Origin of the sequence: Ketobacter alkanivorans, from assembly GCF_002863865.1 — a bacterium.
GTDB classification, from domain to species: domain Bacteria; phylum Pseudomonadota; class Gammaproteobacteria; order Pseudomonadales; family Ketobacteraceae; genus Ketobacter; species Ketobacter alkanivorans.
Map to the genome: position 1 here is coordinate 3070047 of NZ_CP022684.1, position 18631 is coordinate 3088677.

Below are 18631 nucleotides of genomic sequence, written 5' to 3' on the forward strand. Positions count from 1 at the left end.
GCCCCATGAAATCAGCCCACTCCATTCTAGAACATGTATTTGGCTACGATGCCTTTCGTGGTCAGCAGCAAGCCATTATTGATACCTTGATTCAGGGTGATGATGCCTTGGTGCTGATGCCCACCGGGGGCGGCAAATCCCTTTGCTATCAAATTCCGGCGCTGGTACGGGATGGCTGTGGCGTGGTGGTCTCGCCATTGATTGCCTTGATGCAGGATCAGGTGGATGCCCTGAAAGCGGCTGGAGTGAACGCTGGTTTTCTCAACTCATCGCTATCAATGGAGCAGGCCAGCGAGATCGAGCAGGCGTTGCTGAACGGTGAGTTGGAGCTACTCTATGTGGCACCTGAGCGCCTTATCCAGCCCCGCTGCCTGAACCTGTTAAAGCGGGCGAACATTTCACTGTTTGCCATTGATGAAGCCCATTGCGTGTCTCAATGGGGGCATGATTTTCGGGCCGACTATTTGCAGCTGAGCCTGCTGCACGAGCAGTTTCCACATATCCCCCGGGTAGCGTTGACGGCGACGGCAGATGAGCGTACCCGCCAGGAAATCGCCCAACGCCTGGATCTGCAGAATGCCGCACATTTTGTCAGTGGGTTTGATCGCCCCAATATTCAATATCGCATTGAGTTGAAGGATAAGCCGCGCCAACAGTTACTGCAGTTCCTGCGGGATGAGCAGGCAGGTAATGCCGGGGTCATCTACTGTCTGTCGCGCAACAAAGTGGAAAAAACCGCAGAATGGTTGAGTGATGAAGGCTTCAACGCGTTGCCTTATCACGCCGGTTTGCCATCTGAATTGCGTGCTCATCATCAGCAGCGTTTCCTGCGGGAAGACGGCATCATCATGGTGGCCACCATCGCGTTTGGTATGGGCATCGACAAGCCGGATGTGCGGTTTGTTGCACACCTGGATCTGCCCAAAAGTATCGAAGCCTATTATCAGGAAACCGGCCGCGCCGGGCGGGATGGTGAAGCGGCCACAGCATTGCTTTTATATGGCCTGGAAGACGTGGTTAAACTCGGCCAGATGGCGGCGGGCTCTGATGGCAACGAGCAGTTCAAGCGTTTAGAGCGACAGCGTCTGGAAGCCATGCTGGGCCTGTGTGAAATCACCAGTTGCCGCCGTCAAACCCTGTTGCGCTATTTTGGTGAAACCCTGTCCGAGCCCTGTGGGAACTGTGATTGTTGCTTGCAACCACCGGTGACCTGGGATGGCTCTCAGGTATCACAAAAGCTGTTGTCCTGTGTGTACCGAACCGGCCAGCGCTTTGGTGCCAATCACGTGGTGGATGTATTGCGGGGCAGCACCAACGAAAAGGTGATGCAGTTTAAGCACGACCAGCTTTCCACATACGGCATTGGCCGTGATCTGAGTGTTAATGAGTGGCGGGCAGTGGTACGTCAGTTGGTGGCGCGGGGGTACTTGCGGGTGGATGCCGATGCCTACGGTGCTTTGTGCTTAACGGAGCGCTGCCGGGCGTTGCTGCGCGGTGAAGAGCAGATCCAGTTGCGCAAGACACCGGCGAAAGCCTCTGCTGTCGGAACGCGTTCGCGAACGGTTGAAATTGATGAGCAGGACGTGCCGTTATGGAATGCATTGCGCGCCTGTCGTAAACGATTGGCGGAGGAGTTCGGTGTGCCGCCCTATGTTGTCTTTCATGATGCTACTTTGCGTGAAATGGTACAGCAGCGTCCCATGAGTGAACGCACCCTGCTGAAAATTTCCGGTGTGGGCGATTCCAAAATGGAGCGCTTTGGGAACGCCTTTCTGGATGTGATTCGCAATCACGAATACCCCGAATAATTGGACGAAAGTGCAGCAAGCGCTTATTCTTAATAGTCATGACGTGATGAGCTGACATTACCAGGGATTATGGTAACCAACATTATGCGGATCAACGCTTCGGCAATGCATCTTTACACAGTGCTTGTGGGCATCGCTTTGTGCTTGGCTGTCTCGTTGGCGGTTGCAGAGCCCTATCAGGATCTGTTCGAGATCTCTCTTGAGCAGTTGCTCGAACTGGAAATCGCTGACGTGATGACCCAGGCCGAAAAGCGCGAAGCCTTTTCCCAGAGTGTGCCGTTCTCTTTGTCCATTATTGCCCCCGCGACGCATTATTCTCCCCTGTTCAATACCATCCATGATCTTGATGCGCGTACCTCCGGGTTAGTCGTAACGCAATACAATAACACCACGCCCCAACTATTCGTGCGTGGAATCGGTTCCAATGCGTCTGGTTCGGGTGATGATCCGTCGGTGGCGTATCTGATGGACGGCATCAGCGTGTCCCGCCCTGGCTACCACAACCTGCCGTTGTTTGACGTTAAACGAACCGAAGTTATAAAAGGGCCCCATGGCACGCTCTATGGCAAAGGGGTTATCGGCGGTGCGGTCAACGTGGTGCCCAACAAGCCCGAAGCGTCGGACTACAGCAAACTGATCTCCGGGGTCAATGATCGCGGTTGGGAGCTGCAATCCATCAATAATCACCAGATCAGCAGTGAGACAGCCCATCGCCTCAGCGTTGCCTATTCCGACACCCAGGGTTATGTGGAAAACGTCATCACCGGGGTGGATACGGGCGCATCCCGTGAGCTCTCCATCCGCGATCAATTGGCCTGGCAAGGCGCTGGCCAACGGGTGGGCTTGAGGCTGGAATACAACCGCCTTACCAGCGTCGACCCGGCCCAGGTCTATGAGGGCGAGCCCCCCTATGCCGCCGTTGGTGGTGCTGCGTTGGCACCCTACGCCAATACGCGGGATAAAGTGGCCATGCCCGAAGATGGCTTTGCCAATCGCAACTTTTACTTTGCCAGCCTCAGTTATGAGCATGAGTCCAGTTACGGTAAATGGGTGTCCCAGTCTGCCTATATTGCCGGTGATTACGAGTTCGAATTGTCGGCGGCTCCGATTAACTACATACCTTCCACTAATCCTGGCGAAGAAAAAAGCTGGCAGTTCAGCGAAGAACTACGTTTAGAGCAGGAGCATGGCGATTGGCAGTGGAGCAGTGGTGTTTATCTTTCCCGCGAGCATGTGCAGCGGTTGGAGCGCTTTGATATTACCGGTTTAGTGCATCTGGCCGGTTACGGTGGTTTACTCAGTGAGGAGTCGCCGGGATACGGACAATACGATTCCAGCAACGACGTGTACAACGGTGCTTTGTTTGTTCAGGCGCGCTGGGCGTTCATGCCTGATTGGAATCTAAGCGCCGGTGTGCGAGGGGACTATGTAAAAAAGGATTTTGCTATTCAGGTGAGTGGTGGTGATCCTTTGAACTTGACGCTCAATAACAGTGAAGATTTCTCTGTGGATACGGATAAGAGTTGGCGTCAGCTGTCCTATTCTTTGGGCCTGGATCATCATGTTGCCGAAGACGTGATGTTTTATGGCCAGGTGGCCACGGGTTTTAAAGCTGGCAGCTTTAACAGCGTAGCGTTTTCACCGCAGGCCGCTCTGGCCAGCAGCAAGCCGGAATGCGCGCTCAACACCGAGCTGGGCATGAAAGCGTTCTTTTTTGATCGTGCCCTGAAGCTCAATGGCGCGGTGTTCCACACCGATTATGAAAATCTGCAGGTGTTTGCGGGCATCGAATCGGAGGCAAACGCCCCGCAAGCCGAAATCCAGGGGGCTGAACTGGAGTTTCAATTCAGGGTGTTGAAAGGGTTGGAGTTCACTGGCAATTACACCTATCTGGACACAGCCTTCAACAGCTTTATATCCCCCGAAAATGGCGATAATCTTTCTGGAAACAACCTGTTACGAGCGCCGCAGCATTCAGTGGCACTGAATCTGAATTACTCTTGGGTGGGAAGCTCACAGAATCGCTACTGGGTAGAGTGGAGCAGCAGTTATACATCCGAATTCTATAATAGCCCTCAAAACGATCAGGGTACCTGGATGCCGGGGCATCACCTTACCAACCTGGCGCTTTATCTACAGCCTGCAGGTACAGAACACTTGATGTTCATATGGGTGAGAAATGCTTTGGACGAGCAGTATCCTGTTCACAGCTTTGATCAGGCCAGGCTGTTGTTCACCCCTCAGGGGTCCGCCTGGAACATGGCAGAGCCGCGAACCATCGGTATCACCATGGATTGGATCCTCTAGTTTAGCCAGTCGTCCGCTTAATCCGTCAATCCCATTTGCTGCCCGCTTCCCTTTGAGCGACAATAGCGCCCAAATTTCGGTACCGTAAACTAATCAAGTTAGGAGCATGCAGCATGCCCACTCGCAGTGAGTTAGCCAACGCCATCCGTGCACTTTCCATGGACGCCGTTCAGAAGGCCAAGTCCGGTCACCCCGGAGCCCCCATGGGAATGGCAGACATCGCACAGGTTTTGTGGTGTGACTACCTCAAGCATAACCCGGCCAACCCCAACTGGGCCGACCGCGATCGCTTTGTGCTTTCCAACGGTCATGGATCCATGCTGATCTATTCCCTGCTGCATCTGACGGGTTACGATCTGTCCATCGACGATCTCAAGAACTTCCGTCAACTGCATTCCAAAACGCCCGGTCACCCCGAGTATGGCTATACCCCGGGTGTGGAAACCACCACCGGCCCCTTGGGGCAGGGCATTGCCAACGCGGTGGGTATGGCGATCGCCGAGAAGGTGCTGGCGGCACATTTTAATCGTGGAGCCTACAATGTAGTCGATCACAATACCTACGTATTCATGGGTGATGGCTGCATGATGGAGGGTATTTCCCACGAGGTATGCTCTTTGGCAGGCACCCTGGGGTTAGGCAAACTGATTGCGTTTTATGACGATAACGGCATTTCCATTGATGGCGAAGTGGAAGGCTGGTTCAGCGACGATACCCCCAAGCGTTTTGAATCCTACGGCTGGCATGTGATCCCCAATGTGAATGGCCACAGCACCGAAGAGCTGATCGCGGCGGTTGAAATGGCCAAGGCCAATGATGACCGACCCACTCTGATCTGCTGCAAAACCGTGATCGGTTTCGGCTCCCCCAACAAACAGGGCAAGGAAGAGTGCCACGGCGCGCCTCTGGGCGACGACGAAATCGCCTTGACCCGCGAACAACTGGGCTGGAAGCATGCTCCTTTTGAAGTCCCGGCCGATGTCTACGCAGGTTGGGATGCCAAAGAGAAAGGTGCCAAGGCCGAAAGCGACTGGCAGCGCCTGTTTGACAACTACCGTAAGGAACACCCCGAACTGGCGGCTGAATTTGAACGCCGTATGAGCGGGGAATTGCCAGCCGACTGGGAAGAAAAGTCCACAGACTATATCCAGCAGATCCAAAAAGCCGGTGAGAAGATCGCTTCCCGTAAAGCATCCCAGCATTGCCTCAATGCCTTTGGCCCCATCCTGCCGGAACTGTTGGGGGGCTCTGCTGATCTGGCTGGATCCAACCTGACGTTATGGAAAGGCTCCAAAGGCGTCAGCGACAAAGACGCCGATGGCAACTACCTGTTCTGGGGTGTGCGTGAATTCGGCATGACCGCTGCCATGAACGGCATCACATTGCACGGCGGCTTTATTACCTACGGCGCTACGTTCCTGATCTTTATGGAATACGCTCGCAATGCCATGCGCATGGCAGCCCTGATGAAGCAGCAGAACATCCAGGTCTACACCCATGATTCCATTGGTTTGGGGGAAGATGGCCCTACGCATCAGCCCATTGAACAGCTCACTAATCTGCGTACCACCCCTAACATGTCGCTGTGGCGTCCCTGCGATGCGGCGGAATCCGCCATTGCCTGGAAAGCCGCTATCGAGCGCCGAGATGGTCCGACTGCGTTGATCTTCTCGCGTCAGAACCTGGCCCCCATGACGCGCAGCGATGAACAGCTGGCAAACGCAGCCAAAGGCGGGTACGTGTTGCGCGCCGTGAGCGGCACTGCGGATGCCCTGATCATTGCCACCGGTTCTGAGGTGGAGCTGGCCATGCTGGCGGCCGATGCTTTGGCTGAAAAGGGCAAGGCGGTGTCGGTGGTCTCCATGCCTTGTGTCGATGCCTTTTTAAAGCAGGATGCGGCGTACCGTGAATCAGTGTTGCCCGCCGCTGTGCGTGCCCGAGTGGCGGTTGAAGCAGGTATGAAAGATTATTGGTATAAATTTGTGGGCTTGGACGGTGCTGTCGTGGGTATGGAAACCTTCGGTGAATCTGCTCCTGCCGGTGAACTGTTCAAGCAATTCGGCTTCACCGTGGACAACATCATCGCCACCGTGGAATCCGTACTGAGCTGATATGCCGATTCGGGTCGCCATCAATGGCTATGGTCGTATTGGTCGCAACATGCTGCGAGCGCTGTATGAAAACTTGCAGCAAGGTTGCAACCGCCATGTGCGATTGGTGGCGATTAACGATTTGGGCTCTCCGGAATCGTTGCTGCATCTGACCCGTTATGATACGACCCACGGTCGCTTCAATACGCCGGTCACATTAGTGCAGGATGATGTGCTGCAGGTAAACGGGGATTCCATTAAGTTACTGCAGATTGAAGACCCTGCTCAATGCCCGTGGGCGGCGCTGGATGTGGATGTGGTGTTGGAATGCACCGGTATCTACCGTAGCCGTGAAGATGCCAGTCGCCACCTTCAGGCCGGAGCCAAACGGGTTATTATCGGTGCAGTGGCATTTGATGAGGTGGATGCGACCATCGTATATGGCGTGAATCATCATTGGTTGCAGCAGCAACACAAGGTGATATCCAATGCATCCTGCACTACCCACTGCATTGCACCGTTGCTGCAGGTGATGGATGCAGCGTTCGGCGTGAAGCAAACCTTCATGACCGAAATTCATTCTTACACCAGTGATCAGGTGTTGTTGGATCATGTGCACCGGGATCTGCGCCGCGCCCGTGCCGGTGCCCAGAATTTGATTCCCACAACCAGCAGCAGTATTGGTGCGGTGCAAAAAGTATTGCCGCAGTTAGAGGGGAAAATTTCCGGTTACTCCATGCGTGTGCCCACACTGAACGTGGCCGCAGTGGATTTAACCTTAATGCTGGATAAGCCCGTAGCGGATGTGCAGCAGATTCACGCGGCCATGAAACAGGCCAGCGAAGGCGCGTTAAACGGCATACTTGGGTATTGCCACGAGCCGCTGGTGAGTGTGGATTTTTTACATCGAACAGAGTCCGCCATTTACGATGAAACGCAAACCATCGTTACAGAAGGCATGATCAAAATTGTTGCCTGGTATGACAACGAAACAGGGTATGCGCATCGTTTGTTGGATTTGGTTGAATGCTTGAAATAGCGCTTTAGTGTACAACAGGGAGTTTGGGGTGATTATGAAAAACAGTATTTATGCTTTGGGTGTTTTGACGTTCGGTCTTGCTGGTTGTGGTGGTGGCGGCGGTGGCGATAGTGTCAGTGGTGTCTCTTCGAGCAACGGTTTGGAAGGTACATGGATTCAAACCAACGTTAACTACGTGCTTGCATCGGGGGATGTCTTCAAGGTTCGTCGTCAGACCATTGTGGTCACCAAGCAAGATGATTTTCTGTATTTTACCGATTGTATTTCAGGCGCGTCATTGGCAGCGCAGGTTGTTGATGATCAGGTTGATTTTGTATCGGCCGGGGTTCCCAATCTACTGGTAGAAAATAACTCAACGCTGACGACTTCGCTGGTTTCTGGATCATTGGGCACTGATGTTGAATTACAAAAAGTCAGCAGTGACAAGACAGTAAGCGTGGCCGATGTGTCGTTGACTGAGCCCGCTAATATTTCCTCCTGGGATCAGGTCTGCTTGGAAACCATAGTGGATCAGTTTCTCCCAGATGAAGTGAAAATCAAGGCTGTTCATAACTCCAGTGAGACCACGGTGGGGGTCAATCTTGAGTTGGGCGGGGATATTGCGGCGGGATTGTATACGTTCCCCTCTGGTTCCAGCGATGTGGACGGTTATGTCACAGAAGGTGCTGATACGCGCAATCTGCTTAACCCTGTGGGTTCCATTGTGATATCAGAAGTAGCAAACACGTATCTCGATTTCAACCTTGCCATGGACAATAACGTTAACGCCAACTCGGACGGAGTCGAGGGTAGAGTTGAAATTGACTCAAGTTGGTTATCTTACGAATAAACAAAGCCGGAGAATCGAAATGCCCGTAATCAAAATGACCGATCTGGACCTGTCAGGCAAGCGAGTGCTGATTCGTGCAGACCTGAACGTGCCCGTGAAAAACGGCGAAGTCACCAGTGATGTGCGCATTCGTGCGTCTATGCCATCGGTCGAGCTGGCGTTGAAGCAGGGTGCGTCGGTGATTTTAATGTCGCATCTGGGTCGCCCGGTTGAAGGTGGCAGCGACCAAGAAAACGCACCCTACACTATGGCGCCGGTAGCTAATCGACTCTCTGAGCTGCTTGGCTTTGAGGTGCCGGTGGCGGCCGACTGGCAGAACGGCTTGAACGTGGAGCCTGGCAAACTGGTGCTGCTGGAAAACGTACGTTTTAATAAAGGTGAGAAAAAAGACGGTGAAGAACTGTCCAAGGCCTATGCGGCGTTGTGCGATGTGTTCGTAATGGATGCATTTGGCACCGCTCACCGTGCGCAGGCATCTACCCATGGTGTGGGCAAATTTGCTCCCGTGGCTTGTGCGGGTATTCTGCTGGCAGATGAATTGGATGCCCTGGAAAAGGCGCTGGCCAGCCCAGCCCGACCCATGCTGGCAATTGTGGCGGGCTCTAAAGTGTCCACCAAGCTGGACGTGCTGACCGCGCTGTCTGATCAGTGTGATCAGTTGATCGTGGGCGGTGGTATTGCCAACACCTTCCTGGCGGCAGCCGGTTACAACGTGGGCAAATCTCTGTGTGAGCATGATCTGATCGACACGGCCAAGGCCATTGCCGCCAAGGTGGAAGTACCGTTGCCCACCGACGTGGTGGTAGCAGAGGTAACCGGCCCTATTGATGACTTTATGGATTTTGTTACCAACGCCGATGCCGTGGTGAAAGCGGTGGCCGAGGTAGGTGACAACGATATGATCCTGGATGTGGGCCCCGCTACCGCCAAGCAATTCGCCGATATCATTCTGGCGGCCAAAACCGTATTGTGGAATGGCCCGGTGGGCGTGTTTGAAGTCGATCAGTTTGGAGAAGGCACCAAGGTGCTGGCCCAGGCCGTTGCCGACAGCGCTGCGTTTTCCATTGCTGGTGGTGGTGACACCCTTGCTGCAGTGGACAAATACGGTGTGGCCGATAAAGTATCGTATATATCAACCGGGGGCGGCGCCTTCCTTGAATACGTAGAAGGAAAGGTATTGCCAGCGGTCGCCATGTTGCAGGAACGTGGTCAGTAAGCAGTTATTGAAATTCTCAGAAATACATAAACTTAACGAGGCACAGTACAATGGCTCTCATCAGTATGCGACAAATGCTGGATCACGCCGCCGAACAGGGCTACGGCATTCCGGCTTTCAACGTGAACAACCTGGAACAAATGCGCGCCATCATGGAAGCGGCAGATAAAACAGACAGCCCTGTTATCGTGCAGGCCTCGGCCGGTGCCCGTAAGTACGCCGGTGCGCCTTTCCTGCGCCATCTGATCCTGGCGGCGGTGGAAGAATTCCCCCATATCCCGGTTGTTATGCATCAGGATCACGGTACCAGCCCCGCTATATGTCAGCGCTCCATTCAACTGGGCTTCAGCTCCGTTATGATGGATGGTTCTTTGGCTGAAGATGGCAAAACCCCAACGGATTACGAGTACAACGCCCGCGTTACTCGAAACGTAGTGGATATGGCGCACGCGTGTGGCGTATCGGTGGAAGGTGAAATCGGTTGCCTGGGCTCATTGGAAACCGGCATGGCAGGCGAGGAAGACGGTGTAGGTGCCGAAGGCGTTCTGGATCATTCTCAGCTGCTGACCGACCCTGAAGAGGCCGCCCAGTTTGTTAAAGACACCGGTGTTGATGCCTTGGCCATTGCTATTGGTACTTCTCATGGGGCTTACAAGTTCACTCGCCCGCCAACGGGCGACATTCTGGCGATTGATCGCATCAAAGAAATCCACAACCGCATTCCCAATACCCATCTTGTTATGCACGGTTCTTCCTCTGTGCCACAAGAATGGTTGAAAGTGATCAATGAATACGGCGGCGACATCGGCGAAACCTATGGTGTTCCAGTGGAAGAAATCGTGGCAGCCATCAAATTCGGCGTGCGCAAAGTCAACATTGATACCGATTTGCGCCTGGCTTCAACCGGCGCGATTCGCCGTTTTATGGCGCAAAATCCTTCAGAATTTGACCCCCGAAAATACCTGAAAGAAACCACAGCAGCCATGCGTGATATCTGTATTGATCGTTATGAAGCATTCGGAGCCGCTGGCAATGGTAGCAAAATCAAGCCTATCTCCCTCGAAGGTATGTTTGTACGCTATGAAAAAGGCGAGTTAAATCAGCAAGTAAAATAGGGCAACCGCTGGTTTGTAGCTAAGTAAAAAAGGGAGCGCCTCTAGCTCCCTTTTTTATTAGTACCTATAATAAAACTGTCATCTCAAACAGCAGAGCTTATCCTGCAGCCACCGCACAGCAAAAACGGAGCTTCATTGAAATTTATCCCCGTTGAATTACGTCAGACATTGCCGGTGTTTACGCTGGAAACACGGCAGCCCATTGGGGCTTCCGCGCAATGCTATAGGCAATTTTACGGGATCGATTTCGAAAAGCGCTTTAATGACCTGAAAGTGTATATGGGTAAAACCCATGTGGCCGGGTTTGATATCGTAGTGCATGGCTATATACCTAAAGCCGCCAAGGGGACGGTGTTTGTGGTGCATGGCTATTACGATCATGTGGGAATTTATAACCACTTGATCAAAACCTTGCTCAGAAACCGTTATGCGGTAATGGCATTTGACCTGCCGGGGCATGGCCTGTCTTCTGGCTCTCGGGCCGCCATTTCATCGTTCCGCCAGTATGGCCCGGTGTTCAAGCGGGTGCTGCAGCTGGCAAAAGATCACACCCCGCAGCCTTGGCACGTGGTGGCGCAGAGCACCGGCGGGGCTATTGTATCGGAGTATTTGTTGCAGTTTGCTGGATTGGAGGAGCGTATTCCATTCGAAGGCGTGGTGTTCTACGCCCCGCTGATCCGGCCGGTGCACTGGTTTTTGAACAAGCGACTGCACACGGTGGTCAGCCCGTTCCGCAATTTTGTCTCCCGCAAGTTTTCCGAGAATTCAAACGATCCTGATTTCGCTGAATTCATCCGTGACAAAGATCCATTACAGCCGCGCTACCTTTCTTCGAAATGGGTAGGAGCATTAAAGCAGTGGATACCCTATATAGAACGGCATGTTCCTATCGATTTTCCATTGCATATTATGCAGGGCAAGAGCGATCAAACGGTGGATTGGCAACACAATATCCCGTTGTTTCAGCGTATATTCAAAGGTACAGAGGTCACCTTCATGCCTAATGTGCGTCACCATGTGGTGAACGAGCTGGAGCTATACCGCCGTGATGTGTTTGCCCGCACCATAAAGTATCTGGACACATTCTCGACACAGCCTCAGCTTGCGATCAAGTAGAGCCCTCGTTGTTCCTCAACCTCATCCGACTTTTTGTGAGCTTCTGTTCCATAGCGGATCACCCGCGGATTGACCACGCTGCTGAAAGGGCTTTTCACCGCGTTTGCGCCCCGCTCCAGAATATGAGTGTAGATCTGGGTGGTTTTCAAATCCTTGTGGCCTAGTTGCTCTTGCACTGTGCGAATGTCGTAACCCCGCTCCAGCAGGTGCGTTGCAAAGGAGTGGCGCAGAGTATGGCAGGTGGCGGGTTTATGAATCTCGGCGGCTTGCACCGCCTGCTTAACGGCTCTTTGCAATAATTGCTCGCTGATATGATGGCGTCGTTTAATGCCGCTGCGGGGGTCAATAGACTCCATGGCAGCCGGAAACACGTACTGCCACATCCAGGTGCGGTTAGCGTTAGGGTATTTCCGTTCCAGTGCGTGGGGCAGATATACTTCGCCGCCGCCTCTGTTCAGATCCTGCAGGTGCTGATTGCGCACATGAGCCATGTGAATGCGCAGGTGGGGCAGCAGTTGTTCATCCAGGGTCACCACCCGATCCTTGGCGCCTTTACCGTCGCGAACCACGATGGCGCTGCGGGCCAGGTCTATGTCCTTCACGCGCAATCGCACGCATTCCATCAAACGCAGCCCCGAGCCATACAGTAACCCTGCCATCAGCCAGTAGCGCCCTTCCAGCTGCGCAAACAGCTGCTGCACCTCGTTTTGGGTGAGCACCACCGGCAAGCGCCGGTTCTGTTTGGCACGGGTAAATTCAATCTCTTCGGAAAAGGGCTTTTCCAACACATACTTGAATAGGAACAGCAGTGCGTTCAGTGCCTGATTCTGGGTAGACGGGCTGACTTTTTCGGTAATAGCCAGGTGGGATAGAAAGGCATTGACGTGGCTGTCGTTGAAGTGCTGAGGGTTACGGGCACCGTGAAAAAAAATAAAACGGCGTACCCAGTAACAGTAGGCGTCTTCGGTTCGAATGCTGTAATGACGTACGCGAATGGCGTCCCTGACCTGATCCAGAATTCTCATGGGCTGCTTCCTGCAGTGAACATGGCGATACTGTAACTATATACAGTATCGCTATATCAGGTCAAGAGTGGGTAAACAACGCTGTATGGATTACTGCTTAAACGGGTTCATCCGATCGCCAAGGTAGTACTGCAGGGATACCGGCAGCGGGCGCATACTGCCTGCGATAATTTTATTGACTGTGCCTGGTACGCACACGGGTTTGCCTTTCATCACTGCACGCCAGCCTTCCTCTACAACGGCATCGGCGTCTTGCCACAAAATGTCAGGCAATTGATTAGCTTGATCGCGGGTGCCCATGGTGTCGTGGAATTCGCTGTGGGTGAAACCGGGGCACAGTGCGGTGACGTGGATACCCTGGGGTTTGAGTTCCATATCCAGTGATTGCGACATGCCCAGTACATAACTTTTGATGCCGGTATACAGCAGGCTGGCCCCCGGTGGCGCAAACGCTGCAATGGACGATAGATTGATGATTCGCCCCCAGCCCCGCGCTTGCATGCCGGGCAGTACGCGATGGCACAGCTCGGTGACGGCGGTCACCATCAATTGTATTTCGGCGGCCAGGGTGGGCCAGGGGGTGCTGGCAAAGGCATCTTTACCCGAAAGCCCGGCGTTGTTGATCAGTACGTCGATGTGGATATTGCTTCGCTGCGCATAGTCGATAATAGCGGCGGGGGCGGCTGGATCATTCAGGTCGGCGGCAAACACTTCACAAGGTATGCCGTGCTGCTCCGATAATTCTGCGGCCAGTTGTTGCAGGCGTTCAGCGCGTCGGGCGACGAGCAGCAGGCCATAACCTTCGCTGGCCAGATAACGGGCGAAGGCGGCGCCGATACCAGCGCTGGCCCCGGTAATGAGTGCGGTACGATTGGATGCTGTCATGATGACCTCTTTACATTGTCAGGGCGGGGAGTTCCCGCGAGCCGGGGTGGAAATGTTTACGTGGGCGACCGATGTCGCCACGATATGGGCCTTGAGGCCCGGTTAGCAAGAACGGGTAAGGAATGCGCCGCTGGGCATCGGTAAATCCATAGGTGCCCAGCCCGAGGTACAAGCCGGGGGCCGCGCGCCGTACTTCGTCTACCATGTGCACCGTGCCACAGAGGGAATGGAAGTGGCGATAGATCAGCTGGAATGCGGGTTTGCCATCAAAGCGCGAGGGAGCGAGTTGGGTGCCCATGGGGAACCGTTGCACCACACGCCGACCCTGCTGGAAGGTGTTGTATCCGCGCCCGGATACGTCATCCACAGGGCGAAAGGCCTTACACAGCCAATGTTGTAGCGGGTTATCCAGGGTGGCTCGCCCCACCACGCCAGCCAGCCAATTTGGTTGGGCCAATAGGTGCGCGGCGTACTCGCCCTGCATTTCTGTCACCGAGGGGGGCTCCAGTCGGGCAAACAGCTCAACCAATTCGGGCGTTTTGAGAAACTCCAGCTCTGTGGCGGTGATGGTAGTGTTCATGTCGGGTCTCACTTTCACTGTATCAGAATATCTTGAATGTCATTTAAGATGTATCTTACAGAATATCTTGAACAGTATTCAAGATATTCTACAATGGAGCCGATAAGCGGCTGTAGTGCCCGACCCCCCTGAATTGGAGAACACAATGCCCCGTAACAAGCGTGAACAGGATCGCGAAGAAAAGCGGGGGGAGATCATCGCTGCTGCCCGTCTCCTGTTTTTGAATGATGGCTTTGAAGCCACTGCCATCAGCCGATTGGCTCAGGCCGCAGGCGTGACGCCGAACACAATCTATTGGTATTTCAAGGATAAGGATGACGTCTTGGTGGCGGTGCTGGAGGCAGAGCTTGCGGCACAGATGGCCGAATATCAAAGCCTCTCGTTTGCCAGCCTTGCAGAGCGGTTGTTGTGGGTGGTGAACCGACTGGAGCAGGTCAGCCAACTGGTGAGTACAGTGCATGCTCGTTTACAGGCATCCGCAGCGGTGAATGACTGGCATGATCGCTTTCACGCACTGACTGAAGGGCTGTTGAGTGCAGAGATGCTAAATGCGGGCGTGGCGGCCGACAGGATTCCGGCGTTGGTGAAGATCAGTGTGTTCACGATCGAGGGGCTATTGGCCCACAGTCTGCCGCTGGAGGAGAAACAGAGCATATGTGCAGCACTGGTAGCCTGATCAGAATACGGACCTTTCTCAAGGCTGGCTGGCCAGTGCCCACAGGTATGGGGCCGCTTAAGCGGCTTTAGGTTGCTCTTGCCATACGGTACCGCGGTGTTTGGTGTAGATCGAACGCACCCACTCCAAACCGGGCCGATCTTTCCATAGCGCATTGGTAGGCGCCATCTTGTCGCGGAATTCCGCGCTGCCGTAAATAGGGTGCTCTTTGGGGCAGGCTAATGGTGCTAACAGTGAAGCCGCTGTGATGTCAGCTACGGTAAATTGATCGCCCACCAGATAGGTTCCTGTGGCTGCGATTCTTTGTTCCAGCCATTGAACTGCTTCATCAATTTTAACTTCTGCGCGGGCAACATCCGTGGCATTGATTTTCAATTTGGCTTTAAAGATGGGCTTAACGATCGGGTAAATAGCACGAATCACCTTGGCTTCCCGAGGAGTGGCAAAGCGAGTCCACATATCCAGAATCAATGCTTTATGCTCAAAGCCGGGGTAATAAAGGTAGCGCGCAACGCCTTTGCCGATAGCATCAAAGCGGGATGCAACGTCCATGATTTCATCATAATAGCGTTCTGGCAGGGTTTGCAGTGGGCCGTACTCTTTGCCCAGCCATTTAACAATTCTGGGGCTATCCTGAATGCAGGTTTTCCCGCGATAAATGAAAGGCACCGTGGTTTGTCCGCGTTTGCCTTTGATTAAAGCAGGAAAGCTATGATAGACCGGCGTCCGCGCTGCCTCGCGATACGATATTTGCTCATAGTCTAATAGCCAGCGAATCTTCTCGCTGTAGTGTGACATGGCAATGGTGTTTAACACTAAATTCGCATCTGCAACGCTTTGGGTGCTTTCAATGGGCATAGCTGGTTACTTCTTGAGCCTGGCAGTAATAAGGTGTTCGAACTATCACACTTTTTAAGCAACGCTTCCAGAACATTCAGGCCAAACTTATCGGTATCTGGCACGGCGCTTGGTGTTATATTCATTATTCATGTAACTAAAACAAGATGAGCAAAGGTAAGGGACTATGATTGGATATGTAACTTTAGGAACGAATGACCTGCAGCGTGGTGCGGAGTTCTATGACCAACTGCTGGCAGAACTGGGCGCAAAAAGATTCATGGAGGAAGACTCGTTTATCGCATGGGCCATTACGCCAACGCAGCCCAGCTTGGCAATCACCAAGCCATTTGATGGTAACGCTGCCACGGTTGGCAATGGTGTCATGGTGGCGCTTGCGGTGGAAACCCCTGCGCAAGTGGACGCGCTGTATGCAAAAGCCATTGCCTTGGGTGCTAAAGATGAGGGGGCTGCAGGGCCGCGCCAGGGAAGTTTCTATGCCGGTTATTTTCGCGATTTGGATGGCAACAAACTGAATGTGTTTTGCATTACAAAAAATTAGATCGTTAACGCTCTAATGTGAAACATCGGCAGCAAGCCGCTTGCTGCCGATGCCTATCGCTACATCACTTTCTGCTGCTTGGATATATAGTATTTTACCGAGGAAGGCAGCATGGCCATCACCTGAGACAGCCCCTGATTTACCCGTCCGTTGACGTGAACCGGTTTGCCTTCCATTACCGCATCAAATCCTTCCTGGGCTACCTCTTCGGCAGTCATCCATAAAAAACGGGGCAACTTACTGACAGAGCCACGGGTGCCCATAACGTCGTGGAATTCACTGAAGGTAAAGCCCGGACAGAGTGCGGTGCAGTTGACTCCATAGGGCTGTAGCTCTAAATCAATGGCCTGGCTGAAATCCAGAATAAAGGATTTGGCTGCGCCGTAGAGGTTGCCTTTCAGTTGTGGTGACCAGGCCGCGACCGAGGCTAAATTAATGATGCGGCCGTAGCCCCGCTCTTTCATAGCGGGAGCAAACAGGTGGCACAGATGCACCACGCTGATATTTAACACCTGCATAAAATCAAGATGGGACTGCCACGTGGCCTGCAGAAAATCATCGTGCAGCGCATAGCCTGCATTGTTCACCAATGCATCCACCTGAATGTGGTTTTGCTGGCACCAGTCGTAAATGCGCTGAGGCGCAGCAGGGTCTGCCAGATCTTCAGGCAGGCAGTAGGCCATCTGACCGTACTTGTGCTTGATGTCGGTTTCCACTTGTTTGAGTTTGTCTTCCCGGCGAGCCACCAGAACCACATCAAAATTATTCTGTGCGAATACGTGGGCCAGCGCTTTGCCTATACCGGCAGAAGCACCGGTGATCAGAACGGTTTTGGGCAGTGCAGCGTCATTGCTCATGGAATGTCCTTGCGAGTCTTTCAGTAGAAGTAAGTGTCAGACTATGCCACAAAACACAGAGCGGTATATAGAGGCTGAAGTATTTAAAGATGAGGTTGCGAGCCCGCGCCGATTCGCGCTAGCCTACGCTGACAAAAACAGCATTCTGAACAGAGGCACGATCATGTCATACGATAATCAAAATATATTCGCCAAAATTTTGAGGGAAGAACTGCCCTGCATTAAGGTGTATGAGGATGAACATACCTTGGCTTTCATGGACATAATGCCTCAGTCTGAAGGCCACACTCTTGTGATTCCCAAGGTGGCCGCCGAGACCTTATTCGAGCTGCCAGCCAGCCATTACGAGGCTTGTTTCAATACGCTGAAAAAAGTAGGCAACGCGTTGAAGAAGGCATTCGGTACAGAGGGTATCATGATGTTTCAATTGAGTGGCGCCGATGCGGGGCAGACTGTACCCCACCTGCATTTCCATTTGCTGCCTACCTCCATTCATACCCTGCGCACCAGCACTCATGCCGCGAAAATGGCCGATCAAGTAATATTGCAAGGTTATGCCGACCGCATCATCGCGGTCATGGAATAACTACACATCCGCCAGTGCGTCGGTGCGAAAACGGGTCGGTGAAACACCGGTCCAGCGCTTGAACGCCCGAGTGAAATTAGCCTGTTCCGAAAACCCCAGCAGGTAAGCGATTTCGTTGATGGACAGATTCTCATCGCGTATATACTGATCGGCGAGTTTCTGTCTTGCCTCTTGCAACAGGCTTTGAAAATTCACACCTTCATCCAATAATCGCCGCTGCATAGTCCGGGAGCTCATGTTCAGCCCAGAGGCAATATCCGTTTCTTTCACATTACCAGAGGGTAAGCGCTCCATGATGGAGAGCTGCACCTTTGCCGATAGCTCATCCTGCTCCAGGTTCGACATATGCTTGAGAATAATCTGCTCATGGGCCTGGGTCAGCTCATCATTGCCACTGTGTAATTTGCGTTCGATGTCGTGGCGATCAAATACCAGCTCGATATAGTCCTTGCCGTAGTGAACCGGGCAGCGAGTGTACTGCTCCAGCAGAATGCTGGCGCCGGAGGGAGGGTGTGGGCTGGCTACCTCCATAGGGCTGAAGCTGTCCCCCAGTAATAATCGGCACATTTTCACAAAGGCTACGATGCCTGCATCGCCTGCAGCATCGCTGCGTACCCGTGATGCTGCAGGCAGGCGTTGCAGGTTGGCAGACACCCGAAAGCGATACAAGACTTTCTCGGAGAACAGCGCGTAATCCAGGCCGTCGTTCAGAAATCGGCCGTAGCGGGCCAGGCGATGCAGTGCATCACCAAGGGAGTTGCTGGCCAGCCAGGCAAAGCCCAAGGCATGAAAGGTGGTGGGGTTCCAACGCTCACCGGCGGCCACGCCGAAGCCAGCGTCGGTGGCGTCCTGTGCCAGCCCCCACAGCTGCACCATATTGGTCACCGGAAAGCGGGCACCGGCATTACTCAGTTTCGCTGGGTTTAGGCCTGCCTCCCGGAAGATGGCGTTGGCGTCAAGGTTGCGGGCGTCCAGTTCTTCCCAAACCAATAGCGCCCAGGACGTTAGGGTTGATGCGGTCACTGTGGTGTGGCTCCTTGTTTTTCACCTAGGATAAACCCTTGGCGGGAAATGACAAATGATAGATAACAAGGTGGCGTACA

At 53.4% G+C, this 18631-nt stretch carries 16 protein-coding genes and 1 pseudogene; 11 read left to right on the plus strand and 6 right to left on the minus strand.

All coding sequences use genetic code 11. The annotated features are described in order from the left end of the window. The first annotated feature begins 5 nt into the window (after positions 1-5). The 8 genes from recQ to Kalk_RS13180 all read left to right on the plus strand — a co-directional run bounded on the left by recQ (position 6) and on the right by Kalk_RS13180 (position 11520). The gene (gene recQ / locus Kalk_RS13145; protein WP_101894686.1) at positions 6-1808 is read left to right on the plus strand and encodes a DNA helicase RecQ; all 1803 of its coding nucleotides are present in this window, start codon (positions 6-8) and stop codon (positions 1806-1808) included. Positions 1809-1913: 105 nt separating this feature from the next. After that, positions 1914-4115 carry a TonB-dependent receptor gene (locus Kalk_RS13150; protein WP_158643483.1) on the plus strand — a complete coding sequence of 734 codons (2202 nt, stop codon included), beginning with the start codon at positions 1914-1916 and terminating at the stop codon, positions 4113-4115. A gap of 113 nt (positions 4116-4228) precedes the next feature. After that, positions 4229-6226, plus strand: a complete 1998-nt coding sequence (gene tkt / locus Kalk_RS13155; RefSeq protein WP_101894688.1) for a transketolase — start codon at positions 4229-4231, stop codon at positions 6224-6226. 1 nt (position 6227) lies between these two features. Then, a complete protein-coding gene (gene gap, locus Kalk_RS13160) occupies positions 6228-7244 on the plus strand; it encodes a type I glyceraldehyde-3-phosphate dehydrogenase (protein ID WP_101894689.1) in 1017 nt (338 codons plus the stop codon). A 34-nt stretch (positions 7245-7278) separates the two neighbouring features. Then, positions 7279-8073, plus strand: a complete 795-nt coding sequence (locus Kalk_RS13165; protein WP_101894690.1) for a hypothetical protein — start codon at positions 7279-7281, stop codon at positions 8071-8073. A 19-nt stretch (positions 8074-8092) separates the two neighbouring features. Further along, on the plus strand, positions 8093-9289 hold the full coding sequence (locus tag Kalk_RS13170; RefSeq protein ID WP_101894691.1) for a phosphoglycerate kinase: 1197 nt from the start codon (positions 8093-8095) through the stop codon (positions 9287-9289). A gap of 50 nt (positions 9290-9339) precedes the next feature. Continuing rightward, the gene (fba, locus tag Kalk_RS13175; protein WP_101894692.1) at positions 9340-10404 is read left to right on the plus strand and encodes a class II fructose-bisphosphate aldolase; all 1065 of its coding nucleotides are present in this window, start codon (positions 9340-9342) and stop codon (positions 10402-10404) included. Positions 10405-10539: 135 nt separating this feature from the next. Then, positions 10540-11520 (plus strand): alpha/beta hydrolase, encoded by a 981-nt coding sequence (locus tag Kalk_RS13180; RefSeq protein ID WP_101894693.1) that lies wholly within the window; start codon positions 10540-10542, stop codon positions 11518-11520. 74 nt (positions 11521-11594) lie between these two features. Here the strand turns inward: Kalk_RS13180 and Kalk_RS13185 are convergent. The 3 genes and pseudogenes from Kalk_RS13185 to Kalk_RS13195 all read right to left on the minus strand — a co-directional run. Next, positions 11595-12545 (minus strand): annotated as a pseudogene (locus tag Kalk_RS13185) (integron integrase); the annotation flags it as partial. 90 nt (positions 12546-12635) lie between these two features. After that, entirely contained in the window at positions 12636-13430 is a 795-nt protein-coding gene (locus tag Kalk_RS13190; RefSeq protein WP_101894695.1) for an SDR family NAD(P)-dependent oxidoreductase, read from the minus strand. 10 nt (positions 13431-13440) lie between these two features. Next, positions 13441-14010, minus strand: coding sequence for a hypothetical protein (locus Kalk_RS13195; protein WP_101894696.1), 570 nt, complete (start codon positions 14008-14010; stop codon positions 13441-13443). Positions 14011-14155: 145 nt separating this feature from the next. On the opposite strand from Kalk_RS13195, the gene Kalk_RS13200 reads away from it, so the two are divergent. Then, positions 14156-14686 (plus strand): TetR/AcrR family transcriptional regulator, encoded by a 531-nt coding sequence (locus Kalk_RS13200; protein ID WP_101894697.1) that lies wholly within the window; start codon positions 14156-14158, stop codon positions 14684-14686. A gap of 57 nt (positions 14687-14743) precedes the next feature. On the opposite strand, the gene Kalk_RS13205 is transcribed toward Kalk_RS13200, so the two are convergent. Next, positions 14744-15544 (minus strand): glutathione S-transferase family protein, encoded by an 801-nt coding sequence (locus Kalk_RS13205; protein WP_101894698.1) that lies wholly within the window; start codon positions 15542-15544, stop codon positions 14744-14746. A gap of 166 nt (positions 15545-15710) precedes the next feature. Here Kalk_RS13205 and Kalk_RS13210 point away from each other — a divergent pair, with 166 nt between their 5' ends. Next, positions 15711-16085: a VOC family protein gene (locus Kalk_RS13210; RefSeq protein ID WP_101894699.1), complete on the plus strand. Its 375-nt coding sequence runs from the start codon at positions 15711-15713 to the stop codon at positions 16083-16085. Between the two features lie 59 nt (positions 16086-16144). On the opposite strand, the gene Kalk_RS13215 is transcribed toward Kalk_RS13210, so the two are convergent. Then, positions 16145-16942, minus strand: a complete 798-nt coding sequence (locus tag Kalk_RS13215; RefSeq protein ID WP_101894700.1) for an SDR family NAD(P)-dependent oxidoreductase — start codon at positions 16940-16942, stop codon at positions 16145-16147. 163 nt (positions 16943-17105) lie between these two features. On the opposite strand from Kalk_RS13215, the gene Kalk_RS13220 reads away from it, so the two are divergent. Then, positions 17106-17528, plus strand: coding sequence for an HIT family protein (locus Kalk_RS13220; RefSeq protein WP_101896316.1), 423 nt, complete (start codon positions 17106-17108; stop codon positions 17526-17528). Here Kalk_RS13220 and Kalk_RS13225 read toward each other — a convergent pair whose 3' ends face one another. Continuing rightward, positions 17529-18551, minus strand: coding sequence for an AraC family transcriptional regulator (locus tag Kalk_RS13225; protein ID WP_101894701.1), 1023 nt, complete (start codon positions 18549-18551; stop codon positions 17529-17531). Positions 18552-18631: the final 80 nt, after the last annotated feature.